Raw genomic sequence first — 19,064 nt, forward strand, 5'->3', positions numbered from 1 at the left:
CGGCGCTACTCGCTAACAGGAATAAGCTTGCCGGGGTTAAGAATTCCCCGCGGATCGACGGTTCGCTTCACCGCCTGCAGGATCTCGATGCCGAGCTCGCCGACCTCATCGGCAAGCCACGGCTGATGATCGCGTCCGACGGCGTGATGGTGCGTGATGGTGCCGCCCGCGGCGACGATGCTATCACCCGCCGCCTTCTTCGCCTTACCCCATTGGGTCATCGGATCCTCGGCGGCCGCGCACACCACGGTGAAGTAGAGCGAGGCGCCGGTGCGATAGGTATGCGAAATGTGGCACAACACCAGCGGCGGGGTGCCTTGGGCGCCAAGGGCTTCGGCGAGTGCTGTGGTAACCGCCGTACGTAGAGTGGCCAGGTTCCGCCATGAGGTTGCGGTCTCCAACGTCTCCACCACAGCGCCCGCATCGATGAGTGCATCGCGCAGGTACGGCGCATCGAATCGGCCGTGATTCCAGGCCTTGCCGGGCTCGTCGCCGAGCGCGGTGCCGCCGGCCGCGGTGAGAACGGCCGCTACTTCGGCTGAGCGGGCCTCGACGTGCCTGCGGGTGCCCTCGACGGTGGTGATCGCCAGCACTCCGGTAGCGGGGTTCTTCCCGCCGATGTCCTTGGCCAGCGCGAGATTGAGCCCGCTTTCGGCTTCATCGGACAGCCGCAGCACGGTGGGTGCGGCATCGGATTGGACGAGTGTGCGCAGCGCCTGAGCCCCAGCATCGAAGGAAGGGAAGGACCAACCCTGGTACCAGGTGTCTTCGGGGAGTCGATGCACGCGCACGGTCACCTCGGTGATGATGCCGAGTGCGCCCTCGGATCCCAGGAAGAGCTGCCGCAGGTCCGGGCCGGCCGCCGAGGCGGGCGCCCTGCCCAGATTGAGATCACCGCGCGGTGTGGCGATCCGGACCGCATCCACCATCGCGTCGAAGCGCCCGTATCCGCTGGAGGCCTGCCCGGAAGAGCGGGTGGCGGCGAAACCGCCGATGCTCGCGAATCTGAAGCTCTGCGGAAAGTGTCCGAGCGAAAAGCCCTTGGCGCCCAGGAGTTCTTCGGCCTCGGGCCCTGTCGTTCCGGGCAGCAGCACGGCCGTTCCGGATTCCTCGTCATGGGAGACCAGGCCGGACATCCGCCCAAGATCCACTGCGATGACTGCGGTGAATTCGCCGCGCGCGGGGTCCAGCCCGCCGACCACGCTGGTGCCGCCGCCGAACGGTACGACCGCGATGGCCTGCTTGCCGCAGAGCTCCAGGAGTGCGGACACCTCGTCATGCGATGCCGGGTAGACGATGGCATCGGGCGCCTCCTGGACGCCGGTGGAGCGCCGGCGCAGCAGGTCCGGGGTGCTCTTGCCGCCCGAATGCCGTAGCCGGGCACCGTGATCGGTGCGCACATGTTCCGTGCCGAGCAGATCGGACAGGGCGGTCAACTGCTCGTGGGTGAGAGAGCAGGGGGACAGGGTGACGGTCGATTCGTCGCGGCTGACCGGATCCCGTTCGGGAATGCCCAGCGCAGACGCCAAGAGCGTCTTCACCTGAGGTGAGAGAGTCTGTCGTTTTTCGGCCACGCCCCAGGCGTCCCACTCCATCATGCGTTACAGTATTACATAGGATGGCAAGTTGTAACGCAGATTTTCTGGTGAAGGTGAGGTGACATGACGGTCGAGACGACAGACATCGCCGGGGTCGCGGAGATCCCGGCGGATCCCGTCACTGAACGCATCCTCGATGCCGCGCTGTCCTGCGTCACCGAGTTCGGGGTGCGTCGGACCACACTGGTGGAGGTCGCCAAGCGTGCCGGTGTCAGCCGTCCGTCGGTGTATCGGCGCTGGCCCGATGTGCGCTCCTTGGTCGCCGATCTGCTGACGCGAGAAATGGCCTCGATCCTGCCCGCGACCGGACAGGGGCATGCGCGCGATCGACTAGTCCAGTCGGTGACAGGTCTAGTCACCCAGGTGCGTGAGCACTCGATTTTCGCGGCAATCCTGCGCTCCGATCCCGAACTCCTGCTGACCTACATCGTGCGGCGGTTGGGCACCAGCCAGCGCGCCCTCATCGGCTGGACCGCGCTGCTCATCGCCGAGGGCCAGGCGGACGGATCGATTCGCACCGGTGGCCCTGAGCAGATGGCGGCGATGGTGCTGCTGATCGGCCAATCGGTTCTCCAGTCGGCGCGCATCGTCGCCGACATTCTCTCGCCGGATGAGCTGGTGAATGAATTGGCCGCTGCCATCGACGGATATCTCGCGGCTTGATCCGCCCCTTAGGAGAGTTCATGACAACCCAGCTCAACAGCACACGACGCAGTGCCGATCTCGCCGCGCTGGCCGGTGGCGCTCCGGTTGACGTCCTCGTCGTCGGCGGTGGTATCACCGGCGTCGGGGTGGCACTCGACGCGGCGAGCCGCGGCCTGCGTGTCACGCTGGTCGAGAAGCACGACCTTGCCTTCGGCACAAGCAGATTCAGTTCCAAGCTGGTGCACGGCGGATTGCGCTATCTCGCTTCGGGTCAGGTGGGTATTGCCAGGGAAAGTGCGATCGAGCGGCACATCCTCATGACGCGTACCGCCCCGCACCTCATTCACCCGCTCGCGCAGGTGGTTCCGCTGCACCCGGCGGTGAGCATGTTCAGCCGGACCCTGGTGCGGGTGGGATTCGTCGCGGGGGATGGGTTGCGCAGGCTCGCGCACACCTCGGCCGACGTGCTGCCCCGCTCACGCGCGATCGACGCGGGTGAAGTCATCCGCCGGGCCCCGACCGTGCGGCGCAACGGACTTCGCGGCGGGTTGATGGCCTTCGACGGGCAGCTCGTCGACGATGCACGGTTGGTGGTGTCGATCGCGCGCACGGCGGCGGGTCTGGGTGCCCGCATCCTCACCAGAGTGTCCGCCGAGCAGGTCACCGGCGACGGTGCGGTGCTCCGAGACGAGCTGAGCGGCAATACCATTGCGGTACGGGCGGGTTTGGTCATCAACGCCGCCGGGGTATGGGCCGGCCAAGTCGATCATGACATTAAGCTGCGTCCTAGCCGTGGGACACACCTGGTGTTCCGCGCGGCGACCTTCGGTGGACTTACCGCCGCCCTGACTGTTCCGGTGCCCGGCACGATCAACCGTTTCGTGTTCGCCCTGCCCGCCATCCACGATCGGGTATACCTCGGGCTCACCGACGAGCCGGCGCCCGGTCCGGTACCGGATGTGGCCGAACCCTCTGCGGGGGAGGAGCAGTTCCTCCTCGACACCGTGAACACGGTGCTGCAGACCTCACTGTCCGAATCGGATGTGGCGGGACGTTTTGCGGGGCTGCGACCCCTGCTCGACGGTGATGACTCCGCGACCGCGGACCTGTCCCGTAAGCATGCGGTCCGGGTATCTGATGCGGGTGTCGTCAGCGTGGTGGGCGGCAAGCTGACCACCTATCGCAAGATGGCCGAGGACGCCCTTGACGCGGGTCTGGAACGCCTGCGGCTGGCGGCCTCGGAGTGTGTGACGCAAAACCTGACGGTGGTGGACGACTGGCCGGGTGCCGTCGGTACCCGGGTGGTCGAAGATGTCGATATCACCCGTGAACAAGTCGAATTCGCGCTTACTCATGAGGGTGCGCTCGACACCGATGATGTTCTCGATCGTCGTACCCGTGTCGGGCTCGTGCCCGCCGACAGGGAACTGGCTGTCGGCGAGGTTCAGAGTCTCGTCGACTCCTACTTCTCGCAGGTGAACTGAACTACGTCGATCCAGCCCTCCCGGAACGCGTCGGCGCAACCTGTGAGGTACTTGATGTACCTGTCGTAAACCTCTTGGGATTGAAGGGAAATCGCTTCATCCTTGTGTGCGACCAGGTTCTCGGCCCAGCAGTCCAGGGTGCGCGCATAGTGTAGTTGCAGGGCCTGGTGGCGGGTAACGCGGAAGCCCGCCTGCGCGGCGTGCTGGTCCACCATCGGCACGGAAGGTAAACGGCCACCAGGGAATATCTCGGTGAGCATAAAGTGCATGAATCGAACCCGCGACATCAGTAGCGGAACTCCCCTGCGCTTCAATTCCTCCGGGTGAAAGCTGACAATGGTGTGCAGCAACATCTTTCCGTCATCCGGCAGTATCCGGTGGGCCATCTCGAAGAAGCTGGCGTATCGCTCATGGCCGAAATGCTCGAAGGCGCCGATGCTGACGATTCGGTCGACGGTGCCCTCGAACTCCTCCCACCCGGCCAACCGAACCTCGTGCGTACGCGAACTTTCGGTGGAGTCGAGAAGCTTGGTGACGTGCGTGAATTGGTTCTTGCTGAGGGTCAGGCCGATGACATTGACGTCGTAGTACTCGAGGGCGCGTTTCAGGGTGGAACCCCAACCGCAACCGACGTCCAGCAGGGTCATCCCGGGCTCTAGACCCAGTTTTCCGAGCGCGAGGTCGATCTTGGCCCGCTGTGCCTGCGTGAGTGTCAGGCTCTCGGGCTCGAAGTATGCGCAGCTGTAGGTCCTACTGGGGTCGAGAAACAGTGCGAAGAAGTCGTCAGACAGGTCGTAATGTGCTTGTACATCAGAGAACTTGGGGGTCAATCTGGACATGCGACGGCCTCTCGCGAGAGATGGCGCTGTGCCCCGAACGGCGCGCGTGCGATTGATCGGATCTAGGGGTGGCTGTTACCCCATGCCGAGGCTAAAGCATGACCGCAGCAGGTACAAGGGTTCCGCGCAGAATTAACAGCTAGTTTGATCCTGACGAAATCGTTCCCTACGGGACCTAATTAGCGGTCCGCGGCCTCGGATTCCGTTGCGTCCTCGGCGGGCTCTGATCGGGCGAAGTTCTCGGTGAGCTTGGCAATGACCCGGTTCCACAGCGGTTCGGGCAGATCGTGGCCCATTCCGTCGATCAGTGCCAACCGCGCGCCGGGGGTGGCGCGCGCGATGGCGCGCGCACCCGAAGGGCGCATCAGCTTATCTGCCCTGCCGTGCAAAACCAGTGCGGGCGAAGTGATTCGGTTGTTGAATGGCACCAGGCTGCCGGTCCCCATGATCGCGGCGAATTGCCGGGCGAATCCCTTGGGGTAGTAGCTACGGTCGTAGTACTCGGCGGCGTGTAGATATGACTTCGCTTCGGACTGGCGGTATTTCGGACTGCCGATGGTTCGGCCCACCTGCACGCTGTTGGCGATGATCTGCTCGCGGGTGGCGTCGGCGGGTGGGGGCGTCAACAGGGCCATCAACTGACGTGGTCCGGGCGGCGGCAGGAACGGCTGGTTGTTGCTCGACATGATGATGCTGACCGTCTCGGTCCGGTGAGGATGCTCGGCGGCGAAGACCTGCGCGATCATGCCGCCCATCGAAGCGCCCACGATATGTGCCTGCTCGATGCCGAGATGATCGAGTAGACTGGCCGCGTCGGCCGCCATATCCACCAGGGTGTACGCGGTGTCGGCAATTTTCACTCCGGCAAGGAATTTCGCCATGGTGGGAAGGAGTGATCCGCCACCGGCGCGTACCCCGTCGAGCTTCGTCGATAGGCCACAGTCCCGGTTGTCGAAGCGGATGACACGGTGGCCCTGGTTGGCGAGCTGCTGGCAGAACTCGGTGCGCCAGAACACCATCTGCGCGCCGATGCCCATGATGAGTAGCACCGCGGGGTCGGCTGGGCTGCCGAACTCCTCGTAGCACAGCTCGATATCGCCGATCTTGGCGGTGCTGGCCGTCATCTCAGATGTCTCCCTCGCGGTTGTGCTCACGGCTGATGTCGACAATGAAGTTGCCGAAGTAGCCTGTGAGTTCGGGGTCTTCCATCATCTGCCAGCGCGGCGCCAGCAGCTTCATGTACCGCTCGACGTACAGGAATTGCTTGCCGATGAGCACCAGCTCACGCGGTAGCTTGACGTCGTATTGCTCAGCGAGTGCGGACAGCTGCTTGCCAATCTCCGAATATGACATGTCCCCAAGGGATTTCATGGTCAGTGGAGTGGCGAAGGCCTGCATGTCCCGGGTGCCCTTATCGGCGTCGCCGGGATTGCCGACAGCGCCCAGCAGAACCACGATCTTGCCCGCGGCGCGATGATCCTTCTTGACCAGTAGCGCGTGAATCAGCTCGCGCAACAGCCAGCGGGTCCGTGGGTCGATAAATCCGACGATGCCGAAGTCGAGGAATACGATCCGGCCCTCGTGGTCCACGAGAAGATTTCCCGCATGCAGGTCGCCATGGAACAAGCCCTGGCGCAGCCCGGATTCGAACACCGAGAACAACAACGACTTCACCAGCTCGGTGCCGTCGAAGCCCGCCCTGCGGATGGCCGGCGCGTCGTCGATCCGGATGCCGTGCACCCGCTCCATGGTGAGCACCTTGGATGTCGTGTAGTGCCAGTGCACATCCGGCACCCGGATGTTCTTGCCGAGCGACGAGGTGTGCAGGTGCTCCACCCAGGTCTGCATGGCCTGGCCTTCGGCAAGGAAATCCAGTTCCTCGGAAAGGTTTCCGGAGAAATCGTCCACCACGTCGCGGGCGGAGAGCATCCGGCCCACCTTGCCTAGTTCTAGTAGCGCCGCTCCGCGCTTCATGATCTGCAGGTCGGCCGCGACCCGGCGGCGGATCCCCGGACGTTGGATCTTGACCACCACGTCCTCGCCGGAATGCAGTGTCGCGTAATGCACCTGGGCGATCGACGCGGATGCGAACGGCTCTGAGTCAAAGCTGGCGAAGAGCTTTTCGGGTTCATCGCCGAGCTCGGAGATGATGAGTTCTCGAATCTGGGCTGAATCAGCGGGCGGGACGCGGTCGAGCAGCCCCCGGAATTCACGGGACAGCGGCTCGCCGAACGCGCCCGGACTGGACGCGATGATCTGGCCGAGCTTGACGTACGTGGGACCCAGATCGGAGAAGGTCTGGGGAAGCTCGGCGATGACCTTCTGCTCGAAGCTGCCCTTCTTGGTGATCTTGCCCAGCACTCTGCCCGCGGTGCGGGCGACCTGCCAGCCTGTGGTGCCCAGCCGCGCGGCCTCGGAGAGCAACGCCACGCGCCCGAGCGGTGCAACCTGACGTCCACGGCCTTCACCTACGCTCCGGCCGGAACGTTCTTGGGCAGTCATGAAATGCAAGTGTGCCGCATCATGGCCGTGCGGCCCTAGTCAGTCCTGCACACCGAGCCCCGCGAGGAGCCCCGCGAGCGGGCGGTGCCCCTGTCAAAAGTTGCCAACAACTCCGTGGTCACGGGCTCCCACACGGGCTCGGGCAGATCGTGGCCCATGCCTTCGATGAGCGCGAACCGCGAGTTCCGGATGTTCTTGGCCACCACCCGCCCGTTCTGGTACGGCACCAGCGGGTCATTGCGGCCGTGGATCACGACCGTCGGGGCGGTGATGGCGCGGGTGAAGCGCAGCAGGCTGCCGGTGCCGAGGATGGCATCGAATTGGCGCACGGTACCCACCTTGTAGTCGCTGCGGGCCCGGTGTTCCAGGATGCGCTGTCGCAGTGCCTCGCGGGAGGGCAGGTTGTCGGGCCCGTTGTAGACGATGCCGGTGTTCACCTCGAACTCGAGCCATTCCTCGGGCGTCGCGTTCTTACCGGGGGCCGTCATGGCGGTCTTGATGAGTGCCCAGGACGGCAACCGTGAGAATGGGCGGCCGGTCGCCGAGTAGATGATGCCGACGGAGTTGACGCGCTCGGGGTAGGTGCCTGCGAAGACCTGCACGATCATCCCACCCATCGAGGCACCCGCGATATGCACGGTGTCCAGGTCAAGGTGGTCGATGAGGGTACGGACGTCCTCGGCCATGTCGAGGAGCGTGTACGGGACCTCACTGCCCACGCCGAACGCGTAGCGGACCACCCGGCGCTGGACCGATCCCGGCGCCTTGTGCCCGTGCAGCTTCGTCGACAGCCCGCAATCGCGGTTATCGAAGCGGATCACGCGATAGCCTCGATCGAGGAGTCGCTGGCAGAACCCGTCCGGCCACATCGGGAGCTGCGCCGCTACACCCATGACGAGGATGACCGCGGGATCGCCCGGGTTGCCGAGGTCTTCGTAGAAGAGCTCGATATCGCCGTTACGTGCGATGCCTGATCGAGTGGGAACTTCGGAGGACAACGGCACCATTCCTGGATACCACGCCGTTTTGGATGATCGCCCCCATCTGCGGTAATCTCTCAGAGCTCCACCGAAGACCGTCGGTCACCTCTCGCGAGGTTGAAGGTTCAGGACATGTCCTGACGGCCCACGCAGGAGGACGAGGTTTAGACTCGTGGACCAAAAGTCCGCGGATTTTCACGCCCCGACCTGTCTGCGTCGGGGCGTTCGTCATTTCAGACTCCTTCTCGATCTCAGGCCGTCTTGTCCCAGGTGCAGCGACCGAAACGAGATGAGGAGGCAATACATGGCCAAGACTGAAAAGGTCACCGCCGTTGCCGAGATCACCGAGCAGTTCAAGGATTCAACTGCGACCGTGATTACCGAGTACCGCGGCCTGTCGGTGTCCGCTCTGGGCACCCTGCGTCGCTCCCTCGGAGCTTCCGCCACCTACTCCGTCGCCAAGAACACGCTGGTCAAGCGTGCGGCTGCGGAAGCCGGTGTGGAGGGCCTGGACGAACTGTTCAGCGGCCCAACGGCAATCGCGTTCATCAAGGGTGAGCCCGTGGACGCTGCGAAGGCCATCAAGACCTTCGCGAAAGAAAACAAGGCTCTGATCATCAAGGGCGGCTACATGGATGGCCGCGCCCTGTCAGTTGCCGAGGTTGAGCGCATCGCCGATCTGGAATCGCGCGAGGTGCTGCTGGCCAAGCTGGCCGGCGCGATGAAGGGCAACCTGGCCAAGGCCGCCGGGCTGTTCAACGCCCCGGCGTCCCAGGTTGCACGCCTGGCCGCCGCCCTGCAGGAAAAGAAGGCCAGCGAAGAGGCGGCGTAGAAGCGCCCCTTCGATCCGCCAGTACCAACCAAACCTGTTGTAAATCAAGGAAGGAACCAACATCATGGCAAAGCTGAGCACCGAGGAACTGATCGATGCTTTCAAGGAGCTGACGCTGCTTGAGCTGTCCGAGTTCGTCAAGACCTTCGAAGAGGTCTTCGAGGTCACCGCTGCCGCTCCGGTCGCCGTCGCCGTCGCCGGTGGCGCTGCCCCGGCCGCCGAGGCTGCCGAGGAGCAGAGCGAGTTCGACGTCATCCTGGAGAGCGCCGGTGACAAGAAGATCGGCGTTATCAAGGTTGTGCGCGAGATCGTCTCCGGCCTGGGTCTGAAGGAAGCCAAGGACCTGGTCGACGCAGCCCCCAAGCCGCTGCTGGAGAAGGTTGCCAAGGAGGCCGCCGAGGACGCCAAGGCCAAGCTCGAGGCTGCTGGCGCGACGATCACCGTCAAGTAGTTCGCAGTACGTTTCGAAACCTGGCCCCTGGGAGTCTTCGGACTTCCGGGGGCCGGTTTCGTTTTCACCCCGCACACTCGATTCCGTGATCGTCTCTTTGCTCATCGGCGTGGGCTGCTTCCTGCTGCTCCTCGCGGTGCTTCGCGCCCGGCGTCGTCGCGCTCCCGAGGCGGTCGTACCCACGCCGCGAACGCAGACGTCCACCGATGACGAGCTGCGCAGGCAACTGCTAACGCGTCTTGCCCGGGATATGCGAGCTCCCGCCGCGACAGCGGTCCGTGCGGTGGCGGCCCTGCGGGATACCGCGGTGTCGGCACCGGCACCGACCACCGTGCCGATTAGCCACGAAGACCCCGACGAATTGTCCTGGGCGCCGCTCTAGATCGGCGCTAGGCCAGCGCGGCGATTCGGGCCGCGGCGGTGGCGGCCGAGCTGCTGAGCTGTTCGGGCGTATCGCCCAGTGCGATAAGCAGATCCGTGGTCATGGAGCCCAGTACCGGGCCGACCGCAGCGCCGTCTTCGCCCCAGAATCCGGCCAGTTCCAGCATGACAAACCCGTGCATGATGGTCCAGAACTTGGCGGCGGTCGCGGAGACCTTCGCGGCATCGTCGGGTGAGCCGTCGATCCGGCCCGCGGCCATGGCGCGCTGCACGCTGCGATAGAGCTGTGTGGCGCTGGCATGCTGGGGTGTCAGGTGCACGGTGTTGAACATGTTGCGGCTGGGGGCGTTGATGCCGTGCGCGCTCGTGACGCCGAACATCAGCCGGTACATGTGCGGGTGGTCGATGGCGAACTGGCGATAGACCATGCCCGTCACCATGAAATCGGCGATGGGGTCGTCGGTCTGGGGCACGTCGGACTGTGCTGTGGCGAACTGGCGCAGGCCTTCCTCGGCCACCTCGGCGATGAGCTCGCTCATGCCACCGAAATAGGTGTAGACCGCCATGGTGGAGGTGCCGGCGGCAGCGGCGATCTTCCGCGTCTGCAGCGCGTCGGGGCCCTGTTCGTTCAGCAGCTGTACGGCCGCGGATACCAGGTCGACCCGGGGATTGCGGGCGACGGTCCGGTCGTTTCCCTGACTGTTCCGCGGTATGGATGAGCTCATGGTCTTGCCATGTTCGCACAACGAGAGTACGTTCACCATAACGGCGTAATAACAATGTTATGCCAGCCAGTCAGCCCCTGGAGGACACGATGACCGCCACAGTCCAACCCACCGCCACAGAGAGTCCGTATCTGACCGGAGTCTGGGAGCCGGTTCAGCAGGAAGTGACAAGTACGGACCTGAAAGTCACCGGCACCATTCCGGACTACTTGGATGGGCGTTACCTGCGTAACGGTCCCAACCCCGCCACCGAGGTGGACCCCGCGACCTACCACCTGTTCAGCGGAGACGCGATGGTGCACGGCCTGTCGCTACGCGATGGGAGGGCGCAGTGGTACCGCAATCGCTGGGTGCGTACCGCGGCAGTGCGCAAGGCACTTGGTGAGCCGGCGGTCGCGGTCGGTACCTCGGCGGGCACATCGCTGATCGGACCCAACACCAATACGCTCAGTCATGCCGGTCGCACCTTGGCGTTGGTGGAGGGTGGTATCGCCAACTACGAGCTCACCGAGGAGCTGGATACCGTCGGGGCCTGCGATTTCCAGGGGACCCTGCCGGGTGGATATACCGCCCATCCGAAAATTGATCCCGATACCGGCGAAATGCATGCCGTTTCATACTCTTTTGCGCGCGGTAACACCGTCCAGTATTCGGTCATCGATGTCTCGGGCAGGGCCCGCCGTACGGTTGACATCAAGGTCCACGGTTCTCCGATGATGCATGACTTCACCCTCACCGAGAAGTACGTCGTCTTCTACGATCTGCCCGTCACCCTGGACACCTCGATGATCACCAAATCGGTGCCGATGCCGGCGATTCTCCGCAAGCCTGCCCAGCTGGTCATGCAATCCGTGATTGGCAAGATCAAGATCCCCGGCCCGATCGCGGCCAGGGCGAGTCAACTCTCGGGGAAGTCGCCCTCGATTCCATACTCATGGAATCCCAAGTACCCGGCCAGAATTGGTGTGATGCCGCGTGAGGGAGGCAAATCCGATGTGCGCTGGTTCGAGATCGAGCCGTGCTACGTGTTCCACCCGCTCAACGGATACTCCGAGATGCGTGACGGCCAGGAGGTCGTGGTGATCGATTTGGTCCGTTATGACTCCATGTTCTCCGCCGATGTACTCGGGCCCAGTGATGCGCGTGGCCTGCTCGACCGTTGGGTCATCAACCTGGCCAAGGGCACGGTCACCATGGAGCGTCGCGATGATCGCCACCTCGAGTTCCCCCGTATCAACGAGAAGCTGACTGGCAAGAAGCACCGGTACGGCTACCTGCCCTGCATCGCCGGGGCATTCGAGTCCGACGCCAAGGTAGATGGCAGCCTGGTCAAGTTTGACTATCAGACTGGCACCGACTGCCGGACTGCGCTTGATTCGCTTGCGGTCGGCGAGATGTCGTTTGTGCCGAATCCTTCGGGAACGGCCGAAGACGACGGTGTGCTCGTCGGGTTCGGTCTCAGCGCCGGTACGTCCGAGGGCAAGTTCGTGGTGTTGGACGCACAGACTCTGGAGCTTGCCGCGACGGTCGATCTGCCGCAGCGAGTTCCGGCAGGCTTCCATGGCAACTGGGACCCCCGCTAAGACGATGGACGGCCCCTTGCCGGAGTCGTTGCGCTACACGGACGGACGGTAGGTCTGTGAGCGGAGGCTGGAGCTGGATACGACGGCGGCGCCGCTGGCGGAGCGCCGTCGTATCGCCGGAGTGCTGCATGCGATACATCGGCCATGGTTCGCGATCCGGGTGCCTCGCGGTGTGGGCGTACTGACCACCATCGGCAGAAGATCCGGGAGTCCGCGCATCACGTATGTCAAGGCGGTGCGCGATGGGGATAGGGCATATCTGGCCGCGATAACCGGTCGGCACACCCTGTGGGTCAAGAATATTCAGGCCAGACGGACCGCACTCCGGGGTGGCTCGGCCGATCGCACCTGGCGACCCGGTGTGCGACGCGGCTCGCGAGCGATTCTGTGGTGTCGTACATCCCTTCGATTACGTCGAAAACATGTTCCACCGCAAGGGGTTGCCATCGCGACGCAAGGTTGTTGAACTGCATCGCGCCTGGTTCGAGGGTGGGACACCACTTGTCGTCGAACTCGATACACGCGCGTGACGCCGTCGGGAAATCGCCGCTGAAACCGCGCGATCGCGTCACACTCGTGACATGGAGATCACCTCGGCCGTCAGCGCCATCCTCGGGGCGTTCGGGCTCTCGGGTGCCGCCGGATTGAATGCTTGGCTGCCGCTGCTCGCGGTGGGTGCCGCCGACCGATTCGGGTGGATCGAGCTCGGGCCGTCGTACGGCTGGCTGTCCTCTGCTCCGGCGCTGATCGTTCTTGCGGTCATTTTCGTGCTTGACCTCATCGGCGACAAGATTCCGGCCCTCGACTCGGTCCTGCATGCGGTCGGCACATTCATTGCACCGGCGTCGGGAGCCATTCTGTTCACCGCGGAAACGAGCCTTTCCTCGAATCTGCCACCGGCGGTGGCCGCAATCCTCGGCGCCATCACCGCCGGCAGTGTGCATGCCGGCCGAACGGTCGCACGCCCCTTTGTGACGGGCACCACTGCGGGCGTGGGGAATCCGGTGGTCTCGACCGCCGAAGACGGCACCTCGCTGATGCTGACGATCCTCGCTTTGGCGGTGCCGATTCTTGCGTTTGTCGTGGTGCTGGTGCTCGTGATCGCCCTGGGATGGGTGGCCTTCCGGGCGATCCGCTGGGCGCGTGGCAGGCGCAGAACCGACTCAGCCAGCCCGTAGATAGCTCTCGCGATAACGGCTATCGCAGGACGAATGTGGATGGGGCTCATAGAGTGATCAAGACGAGAGAATGAAGGTGACATGAATCTGGCCGTACGGCACGTCTTTATCGCTTGCGCCGCGCTACTGGTGGCGAGGGTGACCATGCTGGACCACGGTCTGGCGGCGGTGTGGGGAGTGGACCGGGGTGATGACGCCCTCGGCACGGTTGAGTGGGCGACCGTCGCGGGTGACGTGGTGGCAGTGGTGACATTGCTTGTGTTCGCCCGGTTGGGAAATCACATTCGGCCGACGACCTTTCTGGCCGCCGGACTGGTGATCCTGGGCCTGTCGACGGCCGGGTCGTTGATACCGGGATCGGCGACATTACTTGCCTGGGTCATGCTGGTTTCGGCACTGGGCGCCGGGCTGACCGTGGTGGCCTCGATGCTGATCGTGCTGCATTCGACACCTAGGCAGGGCCGCGGTCTGTCCTTGGGATTCTGGGTGGCCATGTATCCGTTGGCCATGCTGGCGGGTCAGGTTTTGGACATCAACTCGCCGCAGAACTGGCGCCCGATCACCTACGGGATCCTCGCGGCGACCGTCGTGGTGCTGGTGGTGGTTCTCACCCAGCCGCACCGCGAATTCGTCGGCACCTTCGACACCTTCGACCTCGTTGGTGCCCTGCTGTGGCTGGTTGGGGTGTCGGCGCTGGCCTGGCTCCTGATCGACGAAGCCTCGCCGGTGCGCGCGGTGATCCTCGCGATCGTCGCTGTGGTGTCCTTCGGTGCGCTCTTCGCACAGACGCGGCGCAGGGGCTCGGCGGCACTGATCGCCGCGGATGTGCTAACTCGTCCGGTTGTGCTGGCGGCACTGCTGGCCATCACCGTGCTCACCTTCCTGGTGCGGTTCGCAGACTTCGACCATGCGGCCATGTGGTGGTCGATCGATCGCGAGCGGGCACCCTCGGACACCCCCGCGCTCGCCCTTTTTGTCTCCGGACTGGTCTTGGCTCCGGTTGCCGGGTACCTCATCGACGCGGGCAAGCGCACGCTCGTCGCGGTGCTGGGTGTGGCGTTGCTGGTGGCTGGAGTGGTCGCGACCGTCGTCGAACTGGATGCCGCGACGACAGAGGGCGGATTGTTACTGGGCTTGCTGTTGTCCGGGGCCGGTATCGCGACGCTGGCCGTCTACCTTTTCTACGCGGTGTTCCACGGGGTTTCGCCTGTGCAGCTGACGGTGGTCGGAGGCCTGGCGGTCACAGCTTCTGCGCTGGGTGTAGTCCTGGGTCAGTTCGTTCGGCAGCGCGCAGAGGTGGATCTGCTGACTGGATATGGCCTCACTCATCCGAGTGTCTTCGCCGATGTCGTCGGGCTGATTGTCGTGCTCATCGCGCTACTGGCCGGGGCACTGCTCATCGTTGAGCGTCGACGGCATGCTTCTACGGACACGGAGCCCGCCGACAAGTAGTCGTCGACGCGGGGGCGGGCGAACTCACGGGAGACCGGCAGTAGCGTGCACTAGGCGCGTAGCGCCTAGTTATCACAGTCGGCCAGTCGACGGGCTGGTCTGGACACAAACGCGATGCAGCTCCTGGGCATGCGCTAAAGTGATCCGAACCACAGCCTGGCCGGGTTGGTGGTGAAGTGTGTGTGTCGCGGAAGGATCGCCTGGTGGGTGCAGAAGTCTCCGTTGAGGGTTTGACCAAGTCCTTTGGTTCACAACGAATCTGGGAGAACGTCAGCTTGTCCCTGCCACCGGGTGAAGTCAGCGTGCTGCTGGGGCCGTCCGGTACCGGTAAGTCCGTCTTCTTGAAGTCGCTGATCGGGCTGCTGCGTCCGGAGCAGGGCGCCATCTACGTCGACGGCACCAACATCATGGAGTGCTCCTCGAAGGAGCTGTATGAGATCCGCAAGCTTTTCGGTGTGATGTTCCAGGACGGCGCGCTGTTCGGCTCGATGAACCTGTACGACAACACCGCCTTCCCCTTGCGTGAGCACACCAAGAAGAAGGAATCCGAGATCCGCGACATCGTCATGCAGAAGCTTGACGTCGTGGGTCTGACCGGCCATGAGACCAAGTTCCCCGGCGAGATCTCCGGCGGTATGCGCAAGCGTGCCGGCCTGGCCCGCTCGCTGGTGCTGGACCCGCAGATCATCCTCTGTGACGAGCCGGACTCCGGTCTGGACCCAGTGCGTACCGCCTACCTGAGCCAGCTACTCATTGACATCAACGCCCAGATTGACGCCACGATCCTGATCGTGACGCACAACATCAACATCGCCCGTACCGTGCCGGACAACATGGGCATGCTGTACCGCCGCCAGCTCGTCATGTTCGGCCCCCGCGAGGTGCTGTTGACCAGTGACGAGCCGGTGATCAAGCAGTTCCTGAATGGCCGTCGTATCGGTCCGATCGGTATGTCCGAGGAAAAGGACGAGGCCACGATGGCCGAGGAGCAGGCGCACCTCGACGCCGGACACCACGACGGTGGTGTCGAGGAGATCGAGGGTGTACCGCCGCAGATTCAGGCCACCCCGGGTATGCCGGAACGTGCGGCTGTCGGGCGTCGTCAGGCGCGGGTGCGTGAGATCATGCACCAGCTGCCGCCCAACGCGCAGGCCGCGATCCAGGACAGCCTCGCCGGTACCCACCAGTTCCCTGTGCACGACTACGGCGACGAACCCGCCGGTGTCGCCACCGCCACGCTGGCGCCGCCGCAGACCGAGCAGCCCACGCAGACCATCAACACGGTCGACGACGACGCTCCCACGGGCCAGATCCCGCCCGTCCGGGGGTAGTAGCGGCCCTGGTGAATCCGGGGTTGATATTTGCGAACACGCGTTATCGAATAGGGGTCAGCCCTGTGACGTGTGAAAGTGGTGCCGACTATGACAGTCGAAATGAAGGCGACATTCTGTCGTATCTGTGAGCCGCTGTGCGGGATGGTCGCCACGGTCGAGGACGGCAAGCTGCTCTCGCTACGTCCCGATAAGGAGAATCCGCTCTCGGCAGGCTTTGCGTGTCAGAAGGGCATTGCCTTCGCCGAGGTGCACAACGACCCGGATCGGGTGACCGTCCCCTTGCGGCGCACCGCCTCAGGTGAGTTCGAACCGGTGGACTGGGAGACCGCGATGGCCGATATCGCGGCCCGGGTGCGAAATATCCACCGCACGCACGGACCGGGCGGGTTGGCCTGGTACTTCGGAAACCCCGGGGCATTTAGCTACTCGCATGTCATGTGGCTTCAGCTGATGACCAACGGGATGGGCGGGGGGTTTCACCTGTTCACGGCCGGCTCGCAGGACATCAATAATCAGTTCGTCGCCAGTCAGCTGCTGTACGGATCGCCGCTGGTGTTTCCCATCCCTGACATCCCGCGTACCGACCTGCTGGTCGTGATCGGCGCGAATCCCGTTGTGTCACATGGAAGCGCGTTATCGATGCCGCGAATCAAGGACGGGATGCGCGAGGTGGTCAAGCGTGGCGGGCGAGTACTCGTCATCGATCCGCGCCGTACCGAGACGGCCTCGGAGTTCGAGTGGATGGGCATCACCCCCGACGGGGACGCCTTCCTGTTGCTGTCGCTCATTCAGGTGATGTTCGCCGAGGGCCTGGTTCATCGTGAGCGAATCGCTAAGCAAGCCAATGGAATTGATTGGATCGAGGCGCTCTCTCGGGAATTCACGCCCGAATCGACTCATGCGCAGACGGGGATCGACCCGGTGACGGTGCGCCGGTTGGCGCGGGACCTTGCCGGCACCCCCTGTGCGGCCGTGTACGGGCGCGTCGGGATCTGTCTCGGCGAGAACGGGACGCTGACGAGCTATCTGCTCAATGTCGTGAACCTCGTCGCCGGTAACGCCGATATCCCCGGTGGACAGGTGTTCGGTGGGTACGGGATGCCGGGGGAGCGGTACGCCATGAAGGTCGCAGGCCGGGCACTCGGCGCGATCTACCGGCGTCGCCGCTCGCGCATCGGCGGTTTCCCCTCGGTGCTCGGATCCGAACCTGCGGCCCTGATGGCCAAGGAGATCACCACGCCGGGAAAGGGTCAGGTGCGCGGGTTGTTTGTAAGTGCCGGAAACCCCGTGCTCTCGGTGCCTAACGGTGACGAACTCGAAGGCGCGCTGAAACAGCTCGATCTCATGGTTGCGATCGACCTCTACGTCAACGAGACGAATGCCCACGCCGACTACATCCTGCCGGCCACCACCATGTATGAGCGCGACGATTTTCCGGTCGCCTTTCCATCGATGCAGCCCACTCCGTTCCGTCAGGCCAGTGAGGCCGTCGTCCCACCAGCAGGCCTGGCCAGGCAGGAATGGGAGATCATCGACGATCTAACGGCGCGGCTGTGGCGCATGACCCCACTGCTGGGCGCGGTCCAGGGCGTTCGCAAGCTGATGTCACTTTTCGGTAGGCGCCTCACCCCGCGCCCGATGATCGACGTGGTGATTCGCCTCGGGGAGGGCGGTGACTGGTTCGGGCTGCGGCGGGGCGGTGTCAGCTTCCGCAACCTGGTGGAGCAGCATCCCCACGGCAAAGTGGTGGCGCCGATGGTGCCCGAGGGTGGCCTGCGACGGGCGGTAGTGCACCGCGGCGGCCGAGTGCGGCTGCAGCACAACGACATAGAGCGCGAGATCGCCTCGCTGTCCCGGCGGCGCCGCGATCTGGACTATCCCCTGCGGCTGATCGGGATGCGGGAGATGCGCTCGGAGAACTCATGGATGCACAACTCGCCGATGCTCATGCGTGGCGCGAGGATGCAGCGCGCGCAGCTTCACGTCGACGATGCCGAACGCCTGGGAATCGCCACCGATGACCGGATCCGGATCAGCTCGCCGCACGGAGAGATAGAGCTGCCCGCCGTGGTGACCAAGGACATCGTTCCCGGCGTCATCGCAGTACCGCACGGGTGGGGCCATAACCGGGGCGGTGCGTGGCAGACCGCCAATGCGAACCCGGGCGCCAACGTCAACCTGCTGATGTCCAGCGAGCCAGAGGACCTGGAGTCGCTGGCCGGGATGGCACGGCTCAACGGGGTGCCCGTCAGGGTGGAGCGCGTGTGACGGGTGCGCGGGACCGAGTGCCCGGGGCGGGTAGCGCCGTGGAGCAGATCGAAGGGCTGCTCACGGTCCCGGTGCGCGCTGGGAGTGAGGGCTATCTCGGATGTCATGGGTCCCCAGAACGTCCGCTTGCGGACAGCAGACGATGCAGAATGCCGTTTTCAGCTGGGTGTATGACAGGTGCTGGCGGTCGTTCGCGTTCGCGGTCCTGACCGCGCGGTCGGGAACCCACGAGGCTCAGCGGGCGCTGCTACCTGCTGGCGATCGAGCCGGGCGACCGGGTGCTCGATGTCGCCTGTGGGCCGGGAAACGCCGCACGCCGGGCGGTGTGGTCGGTCGGTGCGGGCGGATTGGTCGTCGGGCTGGATGCTGCGGCAAACATGCTGGCCGAGGCGGTGGCCAATCCTGCGCACCGGTCGCAGGCGCGACAGCTCGGATTCCTGCGTGCCGACGGCCTGCGGCTGCCGTTTCCCGACGGCACCTTCGACGCGGTGTCCTGTTACGGCGCGCTCTACTTCATGGAGGACCCGGACGCGGTGGTCGGCGAGGTGATTCGGGTGCTCAGACCAGGCGGGCGGGTCGCCATTCTCACCTCCTGCCTGCGTGGACCCATGTTCGCCTGCGGGCTTCAGCATCTGTTCGCGCGACCGATGTCCTTTCGCATGTTCGACCGTGTTCATTACCCGCTTCTGCTCGTCCGCCACGGGCTGACCGACCATCGGCAGTACGTCTCCGGGCTCAGTCAGACGCTCGGCGCGGTCAAGCCCGGCTGAGGCGGCCGAAATGGCAAAAAGAAACACCGAAAATACTGGCGC

The 19,064-nt window shown here is 64.4% G+C and carries 18 protein-coding genes; 12 read left to right on the forward strand and 6 right to left on the reverse strand.

Annotation, left to right across the window (positions count from 1 at the left end; genetic code table 11):
• Window positions 1-5 precede the first annotated feature (5 nt).
• Window positions 6-1,598, reverse strand: coding sequence for an FAD-binding oxidoreductase (locus B4383_RS02795; RefSeq protein WP_078288525.1), 1,593 nt, complete (start codon window positions 1,596-1,598; stop codon window positions 6-8).
• A 63-nt stretch (window positions 1,599-1,661) separates the two neighbouring features.
• Here B4383_RS02795 and B4383_RS02800 point away from each other — a divergent pair, with 63 nt between their 5' ends.
• Together B4383_RS02800 and B4383_RS02805 are read left to right on the forward strand one after the other, a co-directional pair.
• Window positions 1,662-2,261 (forward strand): TetR/AcrR family transcriptional regulator, encoded by a 600-nt coding sequence (locus tag B4383_RS02800; protein ID WP_078288523.1) that lies wholly within the window; start codon window positions 1,662-1,664, stop codon window positions 2,259-2,261.
• Between the two features lie 20 nt (window positions 2,262-2,281).
• Window positions 2,282-3,727: a glycerol-3-phosphate dehydrogenase/oxidase gene (locus B4383_RS02805; protein ID WP_078288521.1), complete on the forward strand. Its 1,446-nt coding sequence runs from the start codon at window positions 2,282-2,284 to the stop codon at window positions 3,725-3,727.
• On the opposite strand, the gene B4383_RS02810 is transcribed toward B4383_RS02805, so the two are convergent.
• From B4383_RS02810 to B4383_RS02825, 4 genes are all read right to left on the reverse strand, one after another.
• The gene (locus B4383_RS02810) at window positions 3,706-4,566 is read right to left on the reverse strand and encodes a cyclopropane mycolic acid synthase family methyltransferase (RefSeq protein ID WP_078288519.1); all 861 of its coding nucleotides are present in this window, start codon (window positions 4,564-4,566) and stop codon (window positions 3,706-3,708) included. The genes B4383_RS02805 and B4383_RS02810 overlap by 22 nt on opposite strands.
• 179 nt (window positions 4,567-4,745) lie before the next feature.
• A complete protein-coding gene (locus B4383_RS02815) occupies window positions 4,746-5,690 on the reverse strand; it encodes an alpha/beta hydrolase (RefSeq protein ID WP_078288517.1) in 945 nt (314 codons plus the stop codon).
• 1 nt (window position 5,691) lies between these two features.
• Complete coding sequence (locus B4383_RS02820; RefSeq protein WP_078288515.1) at window positions 5,692-6,996, reverse strand: AarF/ABC1/UbiB kinase family protein; 1,305 nt, start codon at window positions 6,994-6,996, stop codon at window positions 5,692-5,694.
• Between the two features lie 107 nt (window positions 6,997-7,103).
• On the reverse strand, window positions 7,104-8,075 hold the full coding sequence (locus B4383_RS02825; protein WP_078288513.1) for an alpha/beta hydrolase: 972 nt from the start codon (window positions 8,073-8,075) through the stop codon (window positions 7,104-7,106).
• A gap of 277 nt (window positions 8,076-8,352) precedes the next feature.
• Here B4383_RS02825 and rplJ point away from each other — a divergent pair, with 277 nt between their 5' ends.
• The 3 genes from rplJ to B4383_RS02845 all read left to right on the forward strand — a co-directional run bounded on the left by rplJ (window position 8,353) and on the right by B4383_RS02845 (window position 9,713).
• Window positions 8,353-8,880, forward strand: coding sequence for a 50S ribosomal protein L10 (gene rplJ, locus B4383_RS02835; protein ID WP_070952066.1), 528 nt, complete (start codon window positions 8,353-8,355; stop codon window positions 8,878-8,880).
• Window positions 8,881-8,944: 64 nt separating this feature from the next.
• The gene (gene rplL / locus B4383_RS02840; RefSeq protein WP_078288511.1) at window positions 8,945-9,331 is read left to right on the forward strand and encodes a 50S ribosomal protein L7/L12; all 387 of its coding nucleotides are present in this window, start codon (window positions 8,945-8,947) and stop codon (window positions 9,329-9,331) included.
• 85 nt (window positions 9,332-9,416) lie between these two features.
• Window positions 9,417-9,713, forward strand: coding sequence for a hypothetical protein (locus tag B4383_RS02845; RefSeq protein WP_078288509.1), 297 nt, complete (start codon window positions 9,417-9,419; stop codon window positions 9,711-9,713).
• A 7-nt stretch (window positions 9,714-9,720) separates the two neighbouring features.
• On the opposite strand, the gene B4383_RS02850 is transcribed toward B4383_RS02845, so the two are convergent.
• Window positions 9,721-10,476: a TetR/AcrR family transcriptional regulator gene (locus B4383_RS02850; protein ID WP_078288507.1), complete on the reverse strand. Its 756-nt coding sequence runs from the start codon at window positions 10,474-10,476 to the stop codon at window positions 9,721-9,723.
• Between the two features lie 50 nt (window positions 10,477-10,526).
• On the opposite strand from B4383_RS02850, the gene B4383_RS02855 reads away from it, so the two are divergent.
• The 7 genes from B4383_RS02855 (at window position 10,527) to B4383_RS02885 (ending at window position 19,022) form a co-directional block, all read left to right on the forward strand.
• Window positions 10,527-12,020, forward strand: coding sequence for a carotenoid oxygenase family protein (locus B4383_RS02855; protein WP_078288505.1), 1,494 nt, complete (start codon window positions 10,527-10,529; stop codon window positions 12,018-12,020).
• Between the two features lie 172 nt (window positions 12,021-12,192).
• Window positions 12,193-12,486, forward strand: coding sequence for a nitroreductase/quinone reductase family protein (locus B4383_RS27360; protein WP_353615622.1), 294 nt, complete (start codon window positions 12,193-12,195; stop codon window positions 12,484-12,486).
• Window positions 12,487-12,601: 115 nt separating this feature from the next.
• Window positions 12,602-13,198 (forward strand): DUF4126 domain-containing protein, encoded by a 597-nt coding sequence (locus tag B4383_RS02865; protein WP_078288497.1) that lies wholly within the window; start codon window positions 12,602-12,604, stop codon window positions 13,196-13,198.
• 81 nt (window positions 13,199-13,279) lie between these two features.
• Window positions 13,280-14,650, forward strand: a complete 1,371-nt coding sequence (locus tag B4383_RS02870) for an MFS transporter (protein ID WP_078288491.1) — start codon at window positions 13,280-13,282, stop codon at window positions 14,648-14,650.
• A 203-nt stretch (window positions 14,651-14,853) separates the two neighbouring features.
• Window positions 14,854-15,981, forward strand: coding sequence for an ATP-binding cassette domain-containing protein (locus tag B4383_RS02875; protein WP_078288770.1), 1,128 nt, complete (start codon window positions 14,854-14,856; stop codon window positions 15,979-15,981).
• Between the two features lie 90 nt (window positions 15,982-16,071).
• On the forward strand, window positions 16,072-18,252 hold the full coding sequence (locus tag B4383_RS02880) for a molybdopterin-dependent oxidoreductase (RefSeq protein WP_078288767.1): 2,181 nt from the start codon (window positions 16,072-16,074) through the stop codon (window positions 18,250-18,252).
• A 254-nt stretch (window positions 18,253-18,506) separates the two neighbouring features.
• Window positions 18,507-19,022, forward strand: coding sequence for a methyltransferase domain-containing protein (locus B4383_RS02885; RefSeq protein WP_286143960.1), 516 nt, complete (start codon window positions 18,507-18,509; stop codon window positions 19,020-19,022).
• Window positions 19,023-19,064: the final 42 nt, after the last annotated feature.

This window comes from Mycobacterium sp. D16R24, from assembly GCF_002013385.1.
GTDB lineage: Bacteria > Actinomycetota > Actinomycetes > Mycobacteriales > Mycobacteriaceae > Mycobacterium.

What these genes read in the sequence shown, in the direction of transcription:
- B4383_RS02795 (WP_078288525.1), bottom strand. Translation starts at nt 1,598, where the DNA reads ATGATGGAGTGGGACGCCTGGGGCGTGGCCGAAAAACGACAGACTCTC.
- B4383_RS02800 (WP_078288523.1), top strand. Translation starts at nt 1,662, where the DNA reads ATGACGGTCGAGACGACAGACATCGCCGGGGTCGCGGAGATCCCGGCG.
- B4383_RS02805 (WP_078288521.1), top strand. Translation starts at nt 2,282, where the DNA reads ATGACAACCCAGCTCAACAGCACACGACGCAGTGCCGATCTCGCCGCG.
- B4383_RS02810 (WP_078288519.1), bottom strand. Translation starts at nt 4,566, where the DNA reads ATGTCCAGATTGACCCCCAAGTTCTCTGATGTACAAGCACATTACGAC.
- B4383_RS02815 (WP_078288517.1), bottom strand. Translation starts at nt 5,690, where the DNA reads ATGACGGCCAGCACCGCCAAGATCGGCGATATCGAGCTGTGCTACGAG.
- B4383_RS02825 (WP_078288513.1), bottom strand. Translation starts at nt 8,075, where the DNA reads ATGGTGCCGTTGTCCTCCGAAGTTCCCACTCGATCAGGCATCGCACGT.
- rplJ (WP_070952066.1), top strand. Translation starts at nt 8,353, where the DNA reads ATGGCCAAGACTGAAAAGGTCACCGCCGTTGCCGAGATCACCGAGCAG.
- rplL (WP_078288511.1), top strand. Translation starts at nt 8,945, where the DNA reads ATGGCAAAGCTGAGCACCGAGGAACTGATCGATGCTTTCAAGGAGCTG.
- B4383_RS02850 (WP_078288507.1), bottom strand. Translation starts at nt 10,476, where the DNA reads ATGGTGAACGTACTCTCGTTGTGCGAACATGGCAAGACCATGAGCTCA.
- B4383_RS02855 (WP_078288505.1), top strand. Translation starts at nt 10,527, where the DNA reads ATGACCGCCACAGTCCAACCCACCGCCACAGAGAGTCCGTATCTGACC.
- B4383_RS02865 (WP_078288497.1), top strand. Translation starts at nt 12,602, where the DNA reads ATGGAGATCACCTCGGCCGTCAGCGCCATCCTCGGGGCGTTCGGGCTC.
- B4383_RS02870 (WP_078288491.1), top strand. Translation starts at nt 13,280, where the DNA reads ATGAATCTGGCCGTACGGCACGTCTTTATCGCTTGCGCCGCGCTACTG.
- B4383_RS02880 (WP_078288767.1), top strand. Translation starts at nt 16,072, where the DNA reads ATGACAGTCGAAATGAAGGCGACATTCTGTCGTATCTGTGAGCCGCTG.